The sequence below is a fragment of the Streptomyces sp. NPDC048504 genome (genome assembly GCF_043200035.1).
Lineage (GTDB): Bacteria > Actinomycetota > Actinomycetes > Streptomycetales > Streptomycetaceae > Streptomyces.
Genome location: NZ_JBICXA010000007.1, coordinates 188,252 through 209,052 on the forward strand (window position 1 = coordinate 188,252; position 20,801 = coordinate 209,052).

Below are 20,801 nucleotides of genomic sequence, written 5' to 3' on the forward strand. Positions count from 1 at the left end.
CGGGTGCGGACAACACCCGCTCCGGGCGTCCGGCCGCCTCGCCCGGCACGCCGACCGATGAGTTCCGGAGCCCGGCACGGTCTACCCCCACACACAAGGGACAGCCACGCCCACAACCTCTGTGAGGGACCATGACCGCCGACGCACTGCCGCCCGTCGTTGACACCACGACCTGGGAGAACCAGCTCGCCTCGCTCCGCGCCCGCGAAAAGGCCGCGACCCGGGAACTCGACGCCATCGCCGCCGAGCGGCGCCGCCTGCCGATGGTCGAGATGCCCGACTACACGCTGGACGGCGAGAACGGCCCCGTCCGGCTGGCCGAAGTCTTCGACGGCAAGCGGCAGTTGATCGTGTATAGCCACATGTGGTTCGCCGGGAAGGAATGGCAGTGCCCGGGGTGCACCGGGTTCACCTCGCAGTACACGCGCCTGGAGTTCCTGGACAACTACGACGCCCGGTTCGTCATCGTCACCCAGGGACCGATCGACGAGGCGCTCGCCTACAAGGAGCGGGTCGGCAACCGGATGCCGTGGTACTCGACCGCGAACAGTTCCTTCGGCGCCGACGTCGGCGCACCGCCCGACGGCGGATTCGCGGTCAACGTGTTCCTGCGCGACGGCGACACCGTCTACCGCACCTGGCACACCAACGGCCGGGGCACCGAGCAGCTCAGCCACAGCTTCGCCCTGATCGACGTCCTGCCGTACGGCCGCCAGGAGGAATGGCAGGACTCCCCCGAGGGCTGGCCCCAGTCACCCACCTACAGCGGGTGGGCGGGGTCCAAGGACATCGCCGCGCTCTACGGCCCCTCGGACCCCGTCAGCTGACCGACACCCTCAGTGGGTGTGCCCACTCCCCGCAGGCTGCTTCACCGTCAGCGGGAGCAACTTCTTGCCCGTGGGGCCGATCTGGATGGACGTGTCCATCTGCGGACAGACACAAACGGCCCCACATCCAACGGAGGACCTGCCTTCACCCCGCCGCAGTCAGCTGCGCCCGCCCCTCTCCTCCCTGCTCCGCCGGCGGAACCATTGCCCGAGCCCGGTGGAGACTGGCCGTCCTGGCGCGGCCTCCAGAGCTCCGGGCCTAGGGCGGTGCGCAACCTCCACATACAGCGGAGTCGCCACGATCAACCTGTGCTGCCACACGCCGGGGTCGAAGTTGCACAACACGCGAGCATGACCGTGGAGGTAGGCGGGCCCTTCATAGTCTGCTAGCAGCATGTCGTAGGCAGAACGTGCGGCGAACTCCTTGTCACGCCTGCTTGTCGAGAAGAGATCTTCCGGTAACGACGTGTCCCCTCGCTCCTCCCTGTCGACCAAAGCTGCCGCAAGATCGTGCAGCCAGTCGGACCCCGAGCCCATGCGCGTCCGTGGTGCTTCGCACTCCGTCAACACGTGCTGCCGCGAGCCGCAAAGGATGATCTGAATGCCTGGGCACCTGTCATCACCACCTCTCAGCTGACACAGGGGGTCTTCGACCGACATGAAGGTGTAGACGCCCTGGTCATGCAGTCCTACGTCGCTCAGCCTGCGTCCGTGCCGGAAGAACCCGTTGAACTCAAACCATGCACGCGGTTTCAGCGACTCACACGAACTCGGCACGTTGGTACGCGCGTCGCACTTGCCTCGGATATGAGCAAGCACTCGCTCTAATCGCTCCGCAGGCGAGTCTTCGCCGGCTGGGGACTCACCCGCAGCCAGGCGTACTCCGGCTCCGAGAGCCGAAACCTCAGCCTCAAGCGCTCTGCCCGAAAAGCGGTCTCCGCCTTCAGGGAAGAACTCGCCGAGCTTGGCTGTGGACAGATAGAGCAACTCACGCATCTCGACTCCCGGGAACAACCACGGAGCCCACCCGAAGCAGATGGGCTCTGCGTGTATTCCCGGACGCGTACGGTCCAATCAGCTACTTGTTCACCACAGTCAGGGGCAGAAGGTTGTCCCTGGTCGGCCCGACCTGAATGTGCGTATCCGGAGCCGGCCAGACAGACACGGCTCCGCATCCAGGCGAAGGCCCCATTCCCTGCCACCCGCAGTCGCTGCCAGTGGTACTGGCAAGGTGATCCGTAAGGAGACACCTGGTCAGCAGTCAGGCGCAGTTCTCCAACGTGTCCAGCAGGCCTTCGACGTCCGCGCGTTCGGGCAGGGATTCCTCGATGGTGCATGGGAGCGCGGCCTCCCAGAGCGATCGTGCAGTCACGAAATCGCCTGCGGCGGCATGCACACGCCCCAGAGCCACACGCAGACGCATGACCGTCAGGCCGTGGCCCGCGGCAATACGGCGAGCCAGCGCGGCGTCACCGAAATCGATTGCGCGGTCGAGTCGGTTCGCAGCGAGGTACGTCTCGACGATCGCCGTTTCGGCGAGGTCGTCCGGCGCGAAGCCAGGGACACCCTGGTCCAGCAGATCGTGCAGCGGCTCGATCCAATTGAGCGCGTCGGCCACTCGCCCGGCGCGAAGCGAGAAGACAGTCACGGCCGAGAGGGCGTCGTAGAGGTTGTTCTGGGAACCGACAAGCCCCGCCGCGGCCCTGCCTTGGAACAACAGTTCCTCCGCCGACTCCATCTCTCCCACGGCCAGTTGTGTCAGGCCCGCTTGGAGCTTGGCCACCGCTTCAGTCTGCGGTGCACCGTTGCGAGCAGCGAGTGCCAGCGCTTCCTGAGCATGGCTCTGGGAGGCCACGTAGTCGCCCTGAACTCGAAAGATCTCTGCGAGATTGGCATGGTGCACGACGCGACTCGGAAGGTAGTCCGTGTGGAAGGTCAGAGCCGTAGAAGCATGAAGAAAAGCTTCCCTGATCCGGCCGGATCTGGTGCAGGCCTCCGCGGAGTCGTTCCAGGCGGCTGCGAGCCCCCGGGCATAGTTGATGCGCTCGAACTGGATCTTCGCTGAGTTGAGTTCGTCCAGTGCTGCATCCAGGTCTCCCACGTCCCATGCCACGAAGCCGAGACAGATATGGCACATTCCCCGTCCGAGCGGATGGTCGTGTGCTTCGGCTGCACGCAGGGCCGCTCGGCCGACGGCAAGAGCGCCCCCGTCCCGGCGGTGGGGATAGAAGTTTCCGCGCAGCGCGTGGGCCAAGTGCCAGGAGAAGGGGGCGGGCCCGTGCTCAGAGGTGTGGATGATCGTTGTGACGAGATTCGTGTGCTCGGCGGTGAGCCAGTCCTGGGCGTCCTGAGGCCCGGAAAATGTCTGCGGTGAGCCGGTCAGCGGAAACTCTTCGGGGAACACGACCCAGCAGTTCGGCCTGATGATCCTGTTGACGGCGTCCAGGGTGAGTAGATACCACGACAGCAACCGGTGCAGTGCTGGCTCCCTCACCTCCTTCGGCTCTGTATCGGCCAGTTGCTTCGAGTACAGAGCCAGCAGGTCATGGCTGCGGTAGCGCCCCGGTTTCGGCTCGGACAGCAAGTGAGCCGCCAGCAACTCGTCAAGTTCCGGAACCTGCGCCCACAGCTCACGCCCAAGCAGAACGGCTGCCGTCTCGTGACTCGGTTCCGGGCCCGGCATGACGCCCAGGAGGCGGAACAGGCGTTGCGCCTCCGGCGAGAGCGAGCGGTAGGAGAGCTCGAAGGCTGCCGCGACCGCGCTCTCCGGGTCGCCGACCACCTGCAGCCGTGTCAGCAGATCCGCGCCGCCCAACTCGGCAACCATGCCTGCCAGGCTCTGCGCAGGGCGGGATGCCAGATTGGCGGCAGCGATTCGGAGCGCCAACGGCAGATGGGCACAGAGTTCGGCCAGTTCTTCGGCACCCTCTCGCTCCGCATCCACACGGTCTCGGCCCAGTTGGACCGCCAACACTTCGACGGACTCCGCAGAGGGGAGGATGTCCAGAGATATCCGGGCCGCACCGTCGCGGACAACCAGACCTGTCAGGGAATCACGGCTGGTCACCAGCGCGTGGCAGCCGTGGCCGCTGGGCAGCAGCGGGCGAACCTGTGCCGCGTCCAACACGTTGTCCAGAACTATCAACACCCGCCGGTCGGCCAGGACCGATCTATACAGGCCCATCTGCAGGTGGAGGTCGAGGGGGACGCGATCACCCGGAACCCCCAGGGATTGGAGCAGCACCGTCAATGCCTCGGCGACGGTAAGTGCAGGATTGGTGGCGCGCCCGCGCAGGTCGAGATACAGCTGACCATCCGGATAGTCCGCGGCTATCTGATGCGCCCAATGCACGGCAAGCGCCGTCTTACCGACGCCGGCCGTCCCGGTGATCACAGTGACGGGCACGTCCTGACGTGTCCCTGCAAGCGCGACGAGGGCTTCGGCGCGACCAGTGAATCCACCGATGTCTGAGGGGAGTTGACGGGGCGTCAAGCCCGGCCCAGGCGGAAACGAACGGCCTGTCGGCACTGATCTGTGAGCGGCAAGACGACTGTGACGGCCTCTTGCCGAACGCCACGCCCGTTCCCACTGTGCGACCTGTATGGCGTTGGCGCCGCAGGCAAGCACCAAGGACCGGACCAGCTCCAGGGACGGAAGGCGCCGTCGCTGCGGGTTCAGGGCGTCGGAGAGTGTGCTGGTAGCCACGCCGGTCCTGCGGGACAGCACTTCCAGGGACGGGTCGCCGGCCCAGAGCTTGACCGCGCGCAAGGTGCGGACGAAGTCCGCCACGTCCATTTCGTGTTGGGGCAGGGGGAACGCATCTGCCGTCTCCGGACTCGTCAACTACACCCCCGGATCGTCCGGTGTCCTGACTGCATGTACACACCAGTGTAGGGACAACACAAAGCATCTTCAGCCCAGCCGAACCTGTCCGGGTACGTCCGGGTTCCGCCGAGCGGATGGCCGGTGGGACACCGGGAAGGGTGTGATCGCCTTACAAGGACCGGCAACCGGACGCAGCAGCGCTTGGATACGCCGGCATCCGCCGCCACCGCCGTTCCTTGTATCGAAAGGCTCTGCACCGAGCCCGGAGAAAGGCGAGGAACCCTATGCGAGTCCGCACCCGAGAATCAGCCGTACTGGTCGCCGTTTTGATGGGGCTCGACTGGTGGATTCAGCAGGAGCTGAGCTCCTGGTATCTGCTCTTCGTCATGCCGACCGTCTTCTTGGAAGACCAGCGGGACGCATTTGCCATACGGTGCTGCATCGCGACCGTGTTACTCATGGCGGCCACGCAGCACAGCCCGTGAACCGTCTGACGGGCCAGGACGGCGAGCCCCGTTCCGGGCCCCGTCAGAAACAGCTCAGCCCTGCCGGCATCGCAGACGCCCGCAGTACTCGACCAGCTACTTGTTGACCACGGTCAGCGGCAGCAGCTTCTTGCCGGTCGGGCCCACCTGGATCTGAGTGTCCATGGCCGGGCACACCCCGCAGTCGAAGCACGGCGTCCACCGGCAGTCCTCGACCTCTGTCTCGTCGAGGGCGTCCTGCCAGTCCTCCCAGAGCCAGTCCTTGTCCAGGCCCGAGTCCAGGTGGTCCCAGGGGAGGACCTCCTCGTAGGTCTTCTCGCGGGTCGTGTACCAGTCGACGTCGACGCCGAACGCGGGCAGCGTCTTCTCGGCGCAGCGCATCCAGCGGTCGTAGGAGAAGTGCTCGCGCCAGCCGTCGAAGCGGCCGCCGTCCTCGTAGACCGCGCGGATGACCGCGCCGACCCGGCGGTCGCCGCGCGACAGCAGGCCCTCGACGATTCCGGGCTTGCCGTCGTGGTAGCGGAAGCCGATCGAGCGGCCGTACTTCTTGTCGCCGCGGATCTTGTCGCGGAGCTTCGTGAGGCGGGCGTCCGTCTCCGCCGCCGAGAGCTGCGGGGCCCACTGGAACGGCGTGTGGGGCTTGGGGACGAAGCCGCCGATCGACACCGTGCAGCGGATGTCGTTCTGGCCGGAGACCTTGCGGCCCTCGGCGATCACCTTCATCGCCATGTCGGCGATCTGCAGGACGTCCTCGTCGGTCTCCGTCGGCAGGCCGCACATGAAGTACAGCTTCACCTGGCGCCAGCCGTTGCCGTACGCCGTCGAGACCGTGCGGATCAGGTCCTCTTCCGAGACCATCTTGTTGATGACCTTGCGGAGGCGCTCCGAGCCGCCCTCCGGCGCGAAGGTGAGGCCCGAGCGCCGGCCGTTCCTCGTCAGTTCGTTCGCCAGGTCCACGTTGAACGCGTCCACGCGGGTCGACGGGAGGGACAGGCCGACCTTGTCCTCCGTGTAGCGGTCCGCCAGGCCCTTCGCGATCTCGCCGATCTCCGAGTGGTCCGCCGAGGAGAGCGACAGCAGGCCGACCTCCTCGAAGCCCGTCGCCTTCAGGCCCTTCTCGACCATCTCGCCGATGCCCGTGATCGACCGCTCGCGCACCGGGCGCGTGATCATGCCCGCCTGGCAGAAACGGCAGCCGCGCGTGCAGCCGCGGAAGATCTCGACCGACATGCGCTCATGGACCGTCTCGGCCAGCGGCACCAACGGCTGCTTCGGGTACGGCCATTCGTCGAGGTCCATGACGGTGTGCTTGCTCACCCGCCACGGGACGCCCGACTTGTTCGGGACCACGCGTGCGATACGGGCGTCCGGCAGGTACTCGACGTCGTAGAACGCCGGGATGTAGACCGAGCCCGTCTTCGCCAGGCGGAAGAGGACCTCCTCGCGGCCGCCGGGGCGGCCCTCCGCCTTCCAGCCGCGGATGATCTTCGTCATGTCGAGTACGGCCTGTTCGCCGTCGCCGATGATCACCGCGTCGATGAAGTCCGCGATCGGCTCGGGGTTGAAGGCCGCGTGGCCGCCCGCCAGCACGATCGGGTCGTCGAGCGTCCGGTCCTTCGACTCCAGCGGGATGCCCGCCAGGTCCAGGGCCGTGAGCATGTTCGTGTAGCCGAGCTCGGTGGAGAAGCTCAGGCCGAACACGTCGAACGCGCCCACCGGGCGGTGGCTGTCGACAGTGAACTGCGGGACCTTGTGCTCCCGCATCAGCGCCTCCAGGTCCGGCCACACGCTGTACGTGCGCTCGGCGAGGACGCCCTCCTGCTCGTTCAGGACCTCGTAGAGGATCATGACGCCCTGGTTGGGCAGGCCGACCTCGTACGCGTCCGGGTACATCAGCGCCCAGCGGACATCGCACGACTCCCACGGCTTGACCGTGGAGTTGAGCTCGCCGCCGACGTACTGGATCGGCTTCTGCACATGCGGGAGCAGGGCTTCGAGCTGCGGAAACACGGACTCTGCGGCCGCAGCGACTTCGGCAGGCATCTCGCGAACCTTCGTGAGCGGGACTGAACGGACGGGTGACCATCCAGACTAACGCGATCCCGGACCTCACCCGTACGCACCAGCCGTCACGCCTGGACGGACCCTTCGGCCACGATCCCCTTCCACACCTCGGGCAACGCCGCCTCCACCCCGGCCGCCCGCTGCTCCTCCCGCCCGTACAGCACCCCGTACGTGAACGAGCTCTCCCCCGCCGCGTGCGCCACCGCGGACAGTTCGCGCAGGGTCACGCGGACCATCACGCTGTCCTGGTGGTCGCCGAGCAGGCTGGTCAGGGACTTCATGGATTTGGCAAGGGCGCGGGCCGAGGCGCCGAGGGCCGGCGTCGCCGCCTCCGCCGCGTACCGGGTGCGCTTGGCCTTCTTGCGGGCCTCGTGCAGCGCGAGGTCGCGGTCCGGGCCGGGCGGCGCCTCCATCGCCTCTTCGACGAGCGCGGAGACCTTTCCGAAGTCCTTGCGCACGGCCTTGCCGATCACCTTCTCCGGCTTGCCGGCGGCGTCCGGCAGCAGGGGCGGTTCGGCGACCAGCGCGTCCAGGGTGTCGAGGAGCGCGAGATACCGCTTGGAGTCCAGGACGCCGATCAGCCGACGGCGTGATCCGCCGCGCCGGGCGTTGGCCCAGGTGCGCAGGCGGGTGCGGATCGGGCCGGAGATCAGGGTACGGGGCAGTTCACCGAGGACCGTCGTCAGCCGCTCGGTCATGACCTCGCGGTCCCGGTCCACCCCCAACTCGCCCGCCAGCCACCTCAGTTCCTCGCCGATCGGGTCGGTGATCGTACGGTCGAGAACCTTGCCGTAGGAGCGGAACGTGCTGCGCATCCGGCGGGTGGCGACGCGCATGCGGTGGACGGAGTCGTACGCGTCCTGCCGTACGGCCGGGTCGAGTTCGAGGATCGCGTCGCGCTGGGCGCGGACGTAGGCGAGGACGTGGTCGCCGGCTGTGCTGGGTTCCTCGGGGGCGGGCGGCGCCTTGCGCTTCTTCTTTCCCGACCCCGACGGGCGCGTCTCCGCCAGCGCCCGCGCCAGCTTGGACGCCGACGAGGACGGCCGCACCCCCGCCTTGCGCAACCGTTTCTCCACCTTGTCGAGGAATGCCGGGTCGCCGTCGTCGGCGAGTTCGACCTCGATCTCGGTCCACTGGGCGGTGCCGCCGCCGTCGGTGAGGCGTTCCGCGTGTACGGCGTCCACGCTGACCTCGGCGAGGAGCTTGCCCTGGGCGTCCACGAGGTGGCGTACGTCGCGGTCGGAGCGCAGACGGACGGCGGGCAGCAGCTCGGCCTCGCGGACGCGGGAGCGGACCAGTCCGGCGAGGGTGCGCGGCACGGTGTCGGAGAGCGGTTCCCGGATCTCGTCGCGGACACCGGGCGCGACCGGCACCTTCAGGTGCCAGCCCGCGTCGGAACCGCCGGTGCGGCGGCGCAGGGTCAGTGAGGCGGCGGCAAGGCGTTCGTCGGCCGTGTCGTAGTAGACGGCGTCCAGATGCGCGACGCCCTTGTCGATGACGGTCGCCACGCCGGCGACGCCGGTCAGGTCGGGCAGACCGCTCTCGTCGGACTCGTACTTACGCTCGATCTCGCGCTTGGTGTCCGCCATGCACCGAATCTAGTTGCTGACGAGCCGGGATGGCAGGGGGCCGTCCCAAATGAACCCCCGGGGAACTCGGGTAAATGGGGCGGTGACGACCGGGCAAAGATTGCGACTATGCGGACATCGGGCGCTGCACCCGGATCGACTGCAGCAGCCCCACCGCGAGCCACACCGCGAACATCGACGTACCTCCGTACGACACGAACGGCAGGGGCAGACCGGTGACCGGCATGATGCCGAGGGTCATGCCGACGTTCTCGAAGGCCTGGAAGGCGAACCAGGCGACGATTCCGGCGGCGACGATCGTGCCGTAGAGCTCGGTCGAGTCGCGGGCGATGCGGCAGGCGCGCCACAGGACCACGCCCAGGAGGACGAGGATCAGGCCCGCGCCGACGAAGCCCAACTCCTCGCCCGCGACGGTGAAGACGAAGTCCGTCTGCTGTTCGGGGACGAACTGGCCTGTCGTCTGGGAGCCGTGGAAGAGGCCCTCGCCGGTGAGGCCGCCGGAGCCGATCGCGATGCGGGCCTGATTGGTGTTGTAGCCGACGCCGGCCGGGTCGAGGCTCGGGTTGGCGAAGGCGGCGAAGCGGGCGATCTGGTACTCGTCCAGGAAGTGCAGCTGCCACACCGCGATGGCGCCGATGGTGCCCGCGCCGAGGAGGCCGAAGATCCAGCGGTTGGAGGCGCCGGAGGCCAGCAGGACGCCGAGCACGATGATGACCATGACCATGACGGACCCGAGGTCGGGCATCAGCATGACGATCATCATCGGGACGGAGGCCAGGCCCAGGGCCTGGAGGACCGTGCGGTGGTCGGGGTGGGGCTTGTCGCCCGCGTCGACCCGGGCGGCGAGGATCATCGCCATGCCCAGGATGATCGTGATCTTCACGAACTCCGAGGGCTGGAGCGAGAAGCCGCCGCCGAGGACGATCCAGGAGTGCGCGCCGTTGACCGTGGAGCCGAGCGGGGTGAGCACCAGGAGGATGCCGAACACCGAGGCGCCGTAGAGGAACGGGACGACGACGCGCAGGGTGCGGTGGCCGAGCCAGATCACGCCGATCATCAGGGCGATGCCGATGCCGGTGTTCATGAGGTGCCGGATCAGGAAGTAGTACTGGTCGCCCTGGTTGATCTCGGTGCGGTTGCGGGTCGCCGAGAAGACCAGGAGGGAGCCGATCAGGGACAGGCCGATCGCCGACAGCAGTATCGGCCAGTCCAGCCGGCGGGCCAGCGAGTCACGGGCGAAGACCCGCGTCCAGCCGGCCCGGTCGGGCCCGTATCCGGAGACGGAGAAGCTGTTGCCGGTCATGTGAGCATCCTCCGGTTTCCCCTTCTGCGCGGACGCCTGCGGGTGTTGCTGTTGGTGGTGGACGGCGAGGGCGAGATGGCCGGCTGCTGGGTGTCGTCCGCGGGGGTAACGCCTCCCTCGGTCGCCTTCTCCTGCTGCTTCTCCAGCTCCTTGGCCGGGTCGGCGGTGATCTTCGGGGAGGCGATCGTGCCGTCGGCACGGACCTTCGGGAGGGTCGTCTGCGGCGTGGGCAGCATCGCCTTCTTCTTGTCGATGGAGCCGTCGGCCTGGACGCCGTACATCGCGTTGTAGATGTTGCGCACGGCCTCACCGGAGGCGCCGGAACCCGTACCGGCCTGCGCGATCGTCATGACGACCGTGTAGTCCTTGGTGTACGTGGCGAACCAGGAGGTGGTCTGCTTGCCGTAGACCTCCGCCGTACCCGTCTTGGCGTGCAGCTCGATCTTGTCCTGGGGCCAGCCCTGGAACTTCCAGGCGGCGGTACCGCTGGTGACCACGCCCGCGAGGGCCTTGTCGATGCCCTTGTGGGTGGCCGCGCTGATCGGCAGCTTCGCCTTCACCTTGGGCTTGATCTCCTGGACCGTCTTGCCGTCGGCGCTGACGATCGCCTTGCCGATGGTCGGGACGTACTCGGTGCCGCCGTTGGCGAGCGCGCCGTAGATCATGGCCTCCTGAATCGGCGTGACGAGGGTGTCGCCCTGGCCGATGGAGTAGTTGATCGAGTCGCCCTCGCGCATCTTGTTGCCTTCGAGGCAGTTCTCGTACGCGATCTGCTGGACGTACGTGCCGCCCTTCTTGCCGGTCTTGCACCAGTAGGCCTTGTTGGCCTCCCAGGTCTCCTGCTTCCACTTGCGGTCCGGGACGCGGCCGGTGACCTCGTTGGGGAGGTCGACGCCCGTCGTCTTGCCGAGGCCGAACTGGTGGGCCGCCTTGTAGAAGTAGTCCTTCGGCTCACCCTTCTTCGGGTTGATGCCGCCGTCCTTCTTCCACTGGGCGTCGGCGAGACCGTAGAAGACGGTGTCGCAGGAGACTTCGAGCGCGCGGCCCAGCGAGATGGGGCCGAAGTTCTCGCCCTCGAAGTTCTTGAAGACCTGGCCGCCCACCGAGTACGAACTCGTGCAGGGGTAGCCGCCGTCCCACTGGTAGCCGGCCTCGACCGCGGCGGCCGTGGAGACCACCTTGAACGTCGAACCGGGCGCCGACTGACCCTGTATGGCCCGGTTGAGCAGCGGGTAGTCGGAGTTCTTGCCGGTGAGCTGCTTGTAGTCCTTGGCGGAGATGCCGCCGACCCAGACGTTCGGGTCGTACGTCGGCGCGGAGGCCATGGCGACGATCCGGCCGGTCTTGGCCTCCATCACGACGACGGCACCGGAGTCGGCCTTGTAGTTCTCGCCGGTGATCTTGTCGAACTGCGTGCGAGCGGTCTTCATCGCCTTGTCGAGCTGGTACTCGGCGACGCGCTGCACGCGGGCGTCGATGCTGGTGACGAGGTTCGAACCGGGCTGCGGCGCGTCGGACTTGGCCTTGCCGATGACGCGGCCGAGGTTGTCGACCTCGTAGCGGGTGACGCCGGCCTTGCCGCGCAGCTCCTTGTCGTACTCGCGCTCCAAGCCCGAGCGGCCGACCTGGTCGGAGCGCAGATACGGCGAGTCGCTGTCCTTGGCCTGGGTGATCTCGTCGTCGGTGACCGGCGAGAGGTAGCCGAGGACCTGGGCCGCGTTGGCGTCGCCGGGGGCCGCGTAACGCCGTACGGCCTCGGGCTCGGCGGTGATGCCGGGGAAGTCCTCGGCGCGCTCGCGGATCTGCAGGGCCTGCTTGGCGGTGGCCTCGTCGGTGATCGGGATGGGCTGGTAGGGCGAGCCGTTCCAGCAGGGCTGCGGGGTCTTCGCGTCGCACAGCCGGACCTTCTGGATGACGTCCGCGGGCTTCAGGCCCAGCACGCCGGCCAGCTTGGTGAGGACGGCCTTGCCGTCGTCCGCCTGCTTCAGCAGGTCGGTGCGGGAGGCGGAGACCACGAGCCGGGTCTCGTTGTCGGCGAGGGGCACACCGCGCGCGTCCAGTATCGAACCGCGCACCGCGGGGTCGACGACCTGCTGGACGTGGTTGCCGGACGCTTCCTTCTGGTAGGCGGAGCCCTCGCGGATCTGCAGGTACCAGAGGCGCCCGCCGAGGGTGCCGAGGAGGGAGAGGACGAGGATCTGGATGACGACGAGCCTGATCTGAACCCGTGGAGTCCGACCGGTCTCAGGAATGTTAGTCATGGGCGAAGCCCATCCCTCTGAGGGTGGTGGTGGGAGACGGGTGGGCGTTGGTCATTGGTGCTGCCTCCCCCTCTCGGTGTGTGTATGAGTCATATACGACCTACCTGTGTGGCCGTACGCCAACTCCCGCGCCCTCAAAGCCGCTTGACCCCCTTGATGCGCCCGGCCCGGGCCACCCGCGCGCGAGCCGTCTTCATCCGCAGGCCGCCGCGCTGGCCGCCGATCTTCAGGCCGGTGCCGGAGGAGAGCCAACCCGAGGAGATGTCGGCCGACTTGGCGGCGTTGGTCTCCGCGAGCGGGTCGTTGTCGGCGCGCCGGGCCAGCGCCATGATCCCGGGGACGACGAACGGGGCGAGCAGCAGGTCGTACAGGGAGGCCGTGAACAGCAGGCTGCCCAGGCCGACATGGCGGGCGGCGGTGTCGCCGACGAGGGCGCCGACACCGGCGTAGAGCAGGGTGGCGCCGATCGCGGCGGCGACCACGACGGCCATCGGGCCGGTGGCCGACTTCAGGCGGCCGTTCTCCGGTTTCGCCAGGCCCGCGAGGTAGCCGATGACGCACAGGACGAGGGCGTACCGGCCGGCCGCGTGGTCGGCGGGCGGGGCCAGGTCGGCGAGGAGGCCCGCGCCGAAGCCGATGAGGGCGCCCGAGACATGGCCGTAGACCATGGCGAGGCCGAGGACCGTGAGGAGCAGCAGGTCGGGGACGGCGCCCGGGAGGTGGAGGCGGGCGAGGACGCTCACCTGGATCACGAGGGCGACGACGACCAGCGGCACGGAGAGCAGGATCCGGTTGACACGCATGGGGAAGGGCTCCTACTGCTGTTGCTGGCCGTCGACCGGCGCGTTCGCGGACGGGGTGACCGTGACGGTCACCGTCGGGGTCGGGGTCGGCTTGGGCTTCGCCGGCAGGACCGTGTCACGCGGGTCCTTCTTCGGGGCCTCCACGACCACGCCGACGATGTCGAGCTTGGTGAAGTTGACGTACGGCGTGACGTACAGCGTGCGGGTCAGGCCGCCGCCGGAGGGGTCGACGCGGGAGACGACACCGACCGGGACGCCGGGCACGAACGGCTTGTCGGCCTGCGAACCGAAGGTGACCAGCCGGTCGCCCTTCTTCACCTCGGCCTTGCCGTTGAGGAGTTCGACGCGCAGCGGGCCGTCGCCCTCGCCGGAGGCGAAGCCGAGTTCGTCGTTGCCCTCCATGCGGGTGCCGACGGTGAAGTCGGGGTCGTTGGCGAGGAGCACGGTGGAGGCGTCCGGGCCGACGGTCGTCACACGTCCGACCAGACCGTTCCCGTTCAGGACGGTCATGTCGCGCTTGATGCCGTCGTTGGCGCCGACGTCGATGGTGATCGTCCAGGAGAAGCTCTGCGCGGCTCCTATCGCGATGACCTGGGCACCCTTGATGCCGTACTGGCCCTCGCCGGCCACCTTCAGCATCTTGTCGAGCTGGGTCAGGCGGCTGCGGTTGCGGTCGTCGCTGCCGAGCTTCGCCTTGAGGGCCGCGTTCTCCTTCTCCAGGACGGCGAGCCGGTCGTGCCGCTCACCGGAGTCGCGGACCGCGGAGACCGCGTCACCGACCGGGTTCACAGCGGACGACACGCCGTTCTCGATCGGGCCGAACACGGTGGCCGCGGCCCGGCGGGCGCCGTCGACCGGTGAGTCCTGCCCTCCCCGGATGTCCACCGTGATCAACGCGAACGCTACGGCGATCAGCAGCACCAGGAGCAGCCGGCTCTCTCGTGTGTCCCTCACGTGCGGCGGCCGTGCCTTCCTCATAGAAATGTGCAGAGGTTCAGGTATGGAGGTGTTGTACGAGCGGGAGTTGTACGTGCAGACGGAAACAAAGGCTTATGACGGAGCCTATGCCTCCGTATCAACGATCCGCCGCACGAGAGGAGATCATCCCGTACGGCGGAATCGAAGCGTTACGTCATCTGCGCGGCTGGGCGTCCAGAACCTGCTGGAGCGCCTCGAACTCCTCGACGCACTTGCCGGAGCCGAGCGCCACGCTGTCCAGCGGATCCTCGGCGATGTGGATCGGCATGCCGGTCTCCCGGCGCAGCCGCTCGTCGAGCCCCTTCAGCAGGGCTCCGCCGCCGGTCAGAACGATTCCTCGGTCCATGATGTCGCCGGACAGCTCCGGCGGGCACTTGTCGAGGGTCGTCTTCACCGCGTCGACGATCGCGTTGACGGGCTCTTCGATCGCCTTGCGGACTTCGCCGGCGGAGATGACAACGGTCTTGGGCAGGCCGGAGACCAGGTCCCGGCCGCGGATTTCGGTGTGCTGGTCGTCGTCGAGGTCGTACGCGGAACCGATCGTGATCTTGATCTGCTCAGCCGTCCGCTCACCCAGAAGGAGCGAGTACTCCTTCTTGATGTGCTGGATGATCGCGTTGTCCAGCTCGTCGCCCGCGACGCGGATGGACTGGGCGGTGACGATGCCACCGAGCGAGATGACCGCGACCTCCGTGGTGCCGCCGCCGATGTCCACCACCATGTTGCCCGTGGCCTCGTGGACCGGCAGGCCGGAACCGATGGCCGCGGCCATGGGCTCCTCGATGATGTGCACCTGGCGGGCCCCGGCCTGGGACGACGCCTCGATGACGGCACGGCGCTCGACGCCCGTGATGCCCGAGGGCACACAGACGACGACGCGGGGGCGGGCCAGATAGCGCCGCTTGTGAATCTTCAGGATGAAGTAGCGGAGCATGCGCTCGGTGATCTCGAAGTCGGCGATGACACCGTCCTTCAGCGGACGTACGGCAACGATGTTGCCGGGCGTGCGCCCGATCATCTTCTTGGCTTCGGAGCCGACCGCGAGAATGCCACCGGTGTTGGTGTTGATCGCGACGACGGACGGCTCGTTGAGTACGATCCCGCGACCCCTGACGTACACCAGCGTGTTGGCGGTCCCGAGGTCGACAGCCATGTCACGGCCGATGAACGACATTGAGTTCCCCATCAGGATTCGTCTGGCCTTCCTGGGAGCTTCTGAGGGCTTTTCAGGTCGGCGAAGTGGGTGCAGTGACGTGAAGGCTTCCATCGTAGACGCGCCATCACGAACACTGCGCGAGGGTCTTCGCCATTGTCAGCATGCGAGGCACCGCCTCGCTTGTGGAGACGGCCCAACGGGGGCACTCGTTCCCCCGATCGGCACGCATATGCCAAGAGACGGCCGGAAAAACACGGCCGCCCCTGGTCAGGCATGTGGGTTACTGATGGAGATTCAGCCGCGCCCGGGGAAGAAGATCTTCACCTCGCGTTCGGCGGACTCCTCCGAGTCCGAGGCGTGGATCAGGTTCTCCCGCACGATGACACCGAAGTCCCCGCGGATCGAACCCGGCGCGGCGGCGATCGGGTCGGTCGGACCGGCCAGCTGGCGTACGCCCTCGATGACCCGCTCGCCCTCGACGATCAGGGCGACGACGGGACCGGAGGCCATGAACTCCACCAGCGGCTCGTAGAACGGCTTGCCCTTGTGCTCGCCGTAGTGCTGCTCCAGGGTGTCCTGGTCCAGGGTGCGCAGCTCCAGCGCGGTGATCTGCCAGCCGGCCTTGCGCTCGATCCGGCTGATGATCTCGCCGGTCAGGCCACGACGTACGGCGTCGGGCTTGAGCAGGACGAGGGTGCGCTGGGTCACGACGGGACTCCTTCGGATCATGATGATGCGGGTCGACTCACGGTCGTCTCACGACAAGGCCGAGGCTACAGGGCGTGTCCATGCGTCCATTACGCAACGTCAGGTGTAGTGGAGTCGGCCTGCGCGGCCTGTGCCGCGAACCGTGCCTTCGCCTCGTCGATCTTCCGGCCGTAGTGGACCGAGGCCCACCACAGGGCCGCGAAGATCGCCCCGAGGAAGAACATGGACGGCACGACCAGGCCCGACGCGATCAGCGCGATCTGCAGCGCCCAGCCGAGCGCGATGCCGCCCGGCCGGGTCACCACGCCGCACAGCGCGACGGACAGGAACATCGCGACCCCGCACACCGTCCACACGGTGGAGGTGGCCAGATCCGGGTCCTTCATGGCCACGAGCCCGGCGAAGCCGATCACGAAGAACTCGCCGATCAGCGTGGAAGAACAGAGCGTACGCACGGAAAGTCAGCCCCTCCCCAGGAGCAGTCGGGCCTCACCCACGGTGATGACGGAACCGGTGACGAGCACACCGCCGCCCGCGAACTCGCCGTCCTCCTCGGCCAGCGTGATCGCGGCCTCCAGCGCGTCGGGCAACCGCGGCTCGACCTGCACCCGCTCGTCGCCGAACACCTCGACGGCGATCCCGGCCAGCTCGTCCACGTCCATCGCGCGATGACTGGAATTCTGCGTGACGACGACCTCGGCGAACATCGGCTCGAACGCTTCGAGCAGCCCGCGCACGTTCTTGTCGCCGCTGGCGCCCACGACCCCGATCAGCTTGCTGAAGTCGAAGGCCTCCGCGACGGCCTCGGCGGTCGCACGGGCGCCCGCCGGGTTGTGCGCCGCGTCCAGCACGACGGTCGGCGACCGCCGCACCACCTCCAGCCGCCCCGGCGAGGTCACGGACGCGAACGCCTTCCGCACCGTGTCGATGGCGAGCGGGTCGGGCCGCTGCGCCCCGACCCCGAAGAACGCCTCCACGGCGGCGAGCGCCACGGCGGCGTTGTGCGCCTGGTACGGGCCATGCAGAGGGAGGTAGATCTCCTCGTACTCGCCGCCCAGCCCACGCAGGTTGACGAGCTGTCCGCCGACGGCGACCTGCCGTGACACCACCCCGAATTCGAGACCCTCGCGGGCCACGGTCGCGTCCACCTCGACGGCCTTCTTCAGCAGCACCTGCGCCGCGTCCACCGGCTGCTGCGCCAGGATCACGGTCGCGTCCTGCTTGACGATGCCGGCCTTCTCCGTGGCGATCTCACCGGTCGTCTCACCGAGCCGGTCGGTGTGGTCGAGATCGATGGGGGTCACTACGGCGACGGCGGCGTCGATGACGTTGGTGGCGTCCCAGCTGCCGCCCATGCCGACCTCCACGACAGCCACGTCGACGGGCGCGTCCGCGAACGCGGCGTACGCCATGCCCGTCAGCACCTCGAAGAACGACAGGCGGAACTCCTGCTGCGCGTCCACCATCTCGACGTACGGCTTGATGTCCTCGTACGTCTCGATGAAGCGTTCGGCGGAGATCGGGGCGCCGTCGAGGCTGATGCGCTCGGTGATCGACTGGACGTGCGGGGACGTGTAGCGGCCGGTGCGCAGTTCGAAGGCGCCGAGGAGCGCCTCGATCATGCGGGCCGTGGAGGTCTTTCCGTTCGTGCCGGTGATGTGGATCGAGGGGTACGAGCGCTGGGGGTCGCCCAGGACGTCCATCAGCGCGGCGATACGGCTGACCGAGGGCTCCAGCTTGGTCTCGCCCCAGCGGGTCGCGAGCTCGGCCTCTACGGTGCGGAGGGCCTTGTCCAGGGCGGGGTCTTCCGGGCGGCCGGGGACGTCTGCCTGGGGGGCGCCGGTGCCTTGGGCTCGTAGGGTGCGGCTGCCGGCCTCGATCACCGCGAGATCCGGGTCGCGGTCGGTCTCGGCGGCGACGATCTCTTCGAACGGGTCGCTGTCAGTCACAGGGGTCAGTCTACGGAGGTCGGCGTGTTCTTTCGTCTGCGGGCCGGTGGGGGCTGGTCGCGCAGTTCCCCGCGCCCCTTGGGTACGGGAGGGCGCCCGGCGCTGAAAGGCCCCGGCGCCCTGAGGCAGCGAAGGGCCCCGGTGCTGAATCCGCACCGGGGCCCCACCTGACTACAAACCCTTACGCCTCCGGCAAGCCGTCCAGCTGGGCCTTGATGCGGGTGATGTCCTCGTCGGCCTTGGTGAGGCGGCCGCGGATCTTGTCCACGACGTTGTCCGGGGCCTTGGCCAGGAACGCCTCGTTGCCGAGTTTGGCCTCAGCCTGCTGGCGCTCCTTCTCCGCCGCCGCCAGATCCTTCGCGAGGCGCTTCCGTTCCGCCGCGATGTCGATCGTGCCGGAGAGGTCGAGGGCGACCGTGGCGCCGCCGACCGGGAGGGTGGCCGTCGCCGCGAAGGCGTCGCCCTCCGGCTGGAGGCGGAGGAGCTGGCGGATGGCGGCCTCGTGGGGGGCCAGGGCCGTGCCGTCCAGGGTGAGGCGGGCCGGGACGCGCTGGCCGGGCTGGAGGCCCTGGTCGGCGCGGAAACGGCGGACCTCGGTGATGACCTGCTGGAGGGTCTCGATCTCCTTCTCGGCCGGTGCGTCACGGAAGCCTGAGTCCTTCGGCCAGTCCGCGATGACGATCGACTCGCCGCCCGTGAGGGTCGTCCAGAGGGTCTCCGTGACGAACGGGACGATCGGGTGGAGGAGCTTGAGGGTGACGTCGAGGACTTCACCGAGGACGCGCTTGGAGACCTCGGCCGGTTCGCCGCCCGCCATGAACGTCGTCTTGGACAACTCGACGTACCAGTCGAAGACTTCGTCCCACGCGAAGTGGAACAGCGCGTCGGAGAGCTTCGCGAACTGGTAGTCCTCGTAGAGCGCGTCGACTTCGGCGACCGTGGAGTTGAGGCGGGACAGGATCCAGCGGTCCGTCGCCGACATCTCCGACGCGTCGGGCAGGTCGCCCTCGATCGTCGCGCCGTTCATGAGGGCGAAACGGGTCGCGTTCCAGAGCTTGTTGGCGAAGTTGCGGGAGCCCTGGACCCAGTCCTCGCCGATCGGGACGTCGACGCCCGGGTTGGCGCCGCGCGCGAGGGTGAAACGGAGCGCGTCGGAGCCGTACTTGTCCATCCAGTCGAGCGGATTGACCGCGTTCCCGAAGGACTTGGACATCTTCTTGCCGAACTGGTCGCGGACCATGCCGTGCAGGGCGATGGTGTGGAACGGCGGGGTGCCGTCCATCGCGTAGAGGCCGAACATCATCATCCGGGCGACCCAGAAGAAGAGGATGTCGTAGCCGGTGACCAGGACGGAGTTCGGGTAGAACTTCGCGAGCGACTCGGTCTGTTCGGGCCAGCCGAGGGTGGAGAAGGGCCACAGGCCGGAGGAGAACCAGGTGTCGAGGACGTCGGTGTCCTGGTGCCAGCCCTCGCCGGTCGGGGCCTCGTCGTCGGGGCCGACGCAGACGACCTCGCCGTTCGGGCCGTACCAGACCGGGATGCGGTGGCCCCACCACAACTGCCGTGAGATGCACCAGTCGTGGAGGTTGTCGACCCAGTCGAAGTAGCGCTTCTCCATCTCCTGCGGGTGGATCTTGACGCGGCCGTCGCGGACCGCGTCTCCGGCCGCCTTCGCGAGCGGGGCGACCTTGACCCACCACTGCATGGACAGCCGCGGCTCGATAGTCGTCTTGCAGCGCGAGCAGTGGCCGACCGAGTGGACGTACGGCCGCTTCTCGGCGACGATCCGGCCCTCGGCGCGCAGCGCGGCGACGATCGCGGAGCGGGCTTCGAGGCGGTCCTGGCCCTGGAAGGGGCCGGGGACGGTGATGACGGCGTGCTCGTCCATGACCGTGATGGCCGGGAGGGCGTGCCGCTGGCCGATCTCGAAGTCGTTCGGGTCGTGGGCCGGGGTGACCTTGACGGCGCCCGTGCCGAACTCGGGGTCGACGTGCTCGTCCGCGACGACCGGGATGGAACGGTCGGTCAGCGGCAGCTTGATGAGCTTGCCGACGAGGTGCTTGTAGCGCTCGTCCTCGGGGTGAACCGCGACGGCCGTGTCACCGAGCATGGTCTCGGCGCGGGTCGTGGCGACGACGATGGTCTCGTCCCCGTCGCCGTACTTCATGGAGACGAGCTCGCCGTCGTCGTCCTGGTACTCGACCTCGATGTCGGAGATCGCGGTGAGACAACGGGGACACCAGTTGATGATGCGCTCGGCGCGGTAGATCAACTCGTCGTCGTAGAGCCGCTTGAAGATGGTCTGGACGGACTGGGAGAGACCCTCGTCCATGGTGAAGCGCTCGCGCGACCAGGCGACACCGTCGCCGAGGCGGCGCATCTGCCCGGAGATCTGGCCGCCGGACTCGCCCTTCCACTGCCAGACCCGCTCGACGAAGGCCTCGCGGCCCAGGTCGTGCCGGGACTTGCCCTCCTTGCCGAGCTCGCGCTCGACGACGTTCTGCGTGGCGATACCGGCGTGGTCCATGCCGGGCTGCCACAGCGTCTCGTAGCCCTGCATGCGCTTGCGGCGCGTGAGGGCGTCGATGAGCGTGTGCTCGAAGGCGTGCCCGAGGTGCAGGCTGCCCGTGACGTTCGGCGGCGGGATGACGATCGTGTACGGCGGCTTCTCGCTCTTCGCGTCCGCCTCGAAGTAACCCCGCTCCACCCAGCGCTCGTACAGCGGCCCCTCTACATCGGCCGGCGCGTACTGGGTCGGCAGTTCGGAGTCGGGCGCTGGTGGCTGCTGCTGAGCGTTCTCGGTCACGGGCCCAGTTTAGGGGTGTCGCGGGGGTGTCCCGAAACGCGTTTGT

14 protein-coding genes are annotated in these 20,801 nt (G+C 68.0%); 1 reads left to right on the forward strand and 13 read right to left on the reverse strand.

Annotation, left to right across the window (positions count from 1 at the left end; all coding sequences use genetic code 11):
* Nucleotides 1-131: 131 nt before the first annotated feature.
* Nucleotides 132-827, forward strand: a complete 696-nt coding sequence (locus ACGFY9_RS19225; RefSeq protein ID WP_393755535.1) for a DUF899 domain-containing protein — start codon at nucleotides 132-134, stop codon at nucleotides 825-827.
* Between the two features lie 159 nt (nucleotides 828-986).
* Here the strand turns inward: ACGFY9_RS19225 and ACGFY9_RS19230 are convergent, their stop codons facing one another.
* The 13 genes from ACGFY9_RS19230 to ACGFY9_RS19290 form a co-directional block, all read right to left on the reverse strand.
* A complete protein-coding gene (locus ACGFY9_RS19230) occupies nucleotides 987-1,823 on the reverse strand; it encodes an SAVMC3_10250 family protein (protein WP_393755537.1) in 837 nt (278 codons plus the stop codon).
* A 265-nt stretch (nucleotides 1,824-2,088) separates the two neighbouring features.
* Nucleotides 2,089-4,617: an ATP-binding protein gene (locus ACGFY9_RS19235; protein WP_393755539.1), complete on the reverse strand. Its 2,529-nt coding sequence runs from the start codon at nucleotides 4,615-4,617 to the stop codon at nucleotides 2,089-2,091.
* 617 nt (nucleotides 4,618-5,234) lie between these two features.
* Complete coding sequence (locus ACGFY9_RS19240; RefSeq protein ID WP_393755541.1) at nucleotides 5,235-7,181, reverse strand: TIGR03960 family B12-binding radical SAM protein; 1,947 nt, start codon at nucleotides 7,179-7,181, stop codon at nucleotides 5,235-5,237.
* 86 nt (nucleotides 7,182-7,267) lie between these two features.
* On the reverse strand, nucleotides 7,268-8,791 hold the full coding sequence (locus tag ACGFY9_RS19245) for a CHAD domain-containing protein (protein ID WP_393755543.1): 1,524 nt from the start codon (nucleotides 8,789-8,791) through the stop codon (nucleotides 7,268-7,270).
* 106 nt (nucleotides 8,792-8,897) lie between these two features.
* Entirely contained in the window at nucleotides 8,898-10,094 is a 1,197-nt protein-coding gene (gene rodA, locus ACGFY9_RS19250; protein ID WP_393755545.1) for a rod shape-determining protein RodA, read from the reverse strand.
* Nucleotides 10,091-12,355 carry a penicillin-binding protein 2 gene (mrdA, locus tag ACGFY9_RS19255; RefSeq protein ID WP_393755546.1) on the reverse strand — a complete coding sequence of 755 codons (2,265 nt, stop codon included), beginning with the start codon at nucleotides 12,353-12,355 and terminating at the stop codon, nucleotides 10,091-10,093. Before mrdA ends, rodA begins: the two co-directional genes overlap by 4 nt.
* Nucleotides 12,356-12,489: 134 nt before the next feature.
* Entirely contained in the window at nucleotides 12,490-13,158 is a 669-nt protein-coding gene (gene mreD / locus ACGFY9_RS19260; RefSeq protein ID WP_393755548.1) for a rod shape-determining protein MreD, read from the reverse strand.
* Between the two features lie 12 nt (nucleotides 13,159-13,170).
* Nucleotides 13,171-14,112: a rod shape-determining protein MreC gene (mreC, locus tag ACGFY9_RS19265; protein ID WP_393755550.1), complete on the reverse strand. Its 942-nt coding sequence runs from the start codon at nucleotides 14,110-14,112 to the stop codon at nucleotides 13,171-13,173.
* A 178-nt stretch (nucleotides 14,113-14,290) separates the two neighbouring features.
* Complete coding sequence (locus ACGFY9_RS19270) at nucleotides 14,291-15,310, reverse strand: rod shape-determining protein (RefSeq protein WP_019065566.1); 1,020 nt, start codon at nucleotides 15,308-15,310, stop codon at nucleotides 14,291-14,293.
* Between the two features lie 276 nt (nucleotides 15,311-15,586).
* On the reverse strand, nucleotides 15,587-16,000 hold the full coding sequence (gene ndk / locus ACGFY9_RS19275) for a nucleoside-diphosphate kinase (protein ID WP_393755551.1): 414 nt from the start codon (nucleotides 15,998-16,000) through the stop codon (nucleotides 15,587-15,589).
* A gap of 89 nt (nucleotides 16,001-16,089) precedes the next feature.
* Nucleotides 16,090-16,455: a DUF4233 domain-containing protein gene (locus ACGFY9_RS19280; protein WP_393755552.1), complete on the reverse strand. Its 366-nt coding sequence runs from the start codon at nucleotides 16,453-16,455 to the stop codon at nucleotides 16,090-16,092.
* Nucleotides 16,456-16,461: 6 nt separating this feature from the next.
* Complete coding sequence (locus ACGFY9_RS19285; protein WP_393755553.1) at nucleotides 16,462-17,949, reverse strand: bifunctional folylpolyglutamate synthase/dihydrofolate synthase; 1,488 nt, start codon at nucleotides 17,947-17,949, stop codon at nucleotides 16,462-16,464.
* A 181-nt stretch (nucleotides 17,950-18,130) separates the two neighbouring features.
* Nucleotides 18,131-20,755, reverse strand: a complete 2,625-nt coding sequence (locus tag ACGFY9_RS19290; protein ID WP_393755555.1) for a valine--tRNA ligase — start codon at nucleotides 20,753-20,755, stop codon at nucleotides 18,131-18,133.
* Nucleotides 20,756-20,801 lie beyond the last annotated feature (46 nt).

Coding starts and splice junctions, on each gene's coding strand:
- ACGFY9_RS19225 (WP_393755535.1), top strand. CDS start 132: ATGACCGCCGACGCACTGCCGCCCGTCGTTGACACCACGACCTGGGAG.
- rodA (WP_393755545.1), bottom strand. CDS start 10,094: ATGACCGGCAACAGCTTCTCCGTCTCCGGATACGGGCCCGACCGGGCC.
- mrdA (WP_393755546.1), bottom strand. CDS start 12,355: ATGACTAACATTCCTGAGACCGGTCGGACTCCACGGGTTCAGATCAGG.
- ACGFY9_RS19270 (WP_019065566.1), bottom strand. CDS start 15,310: ATGTCGTTCATCGGCCGTGACATGGCTGTCGACCTCGGGACCGCCAAC.
- mreD (WP_393755548.1), bottom strand. CDS start 13,158: ATGCGTGTCAACCGGATCCTGCTCTCCGTGCCGCTGGTCGTCGTCGCC.
- ACGFY9_RS19245 (WP_393755543.1), bottom strand. CDS start 8,791: ATGGCGGACACCAAGCGCGAGATCGAGCGTAAGTACGAGTCCGACGAG.
- ACGFY9_RS19230 (WP_393755537.1), bottom strand. CDS start 1,823: ATGCGTGAGTTGCTCTATCTGTCCACAGCCAAGCTCGGCGAGTTCTTC.
- ACGFY9_RS19240 (WP_393755541.1), bottom strand. CDS start 7,181: ATGCCTGCCGAAGTCGCTGCGGCCGCAGAGTCCGTGTTTCCGCAGCTC.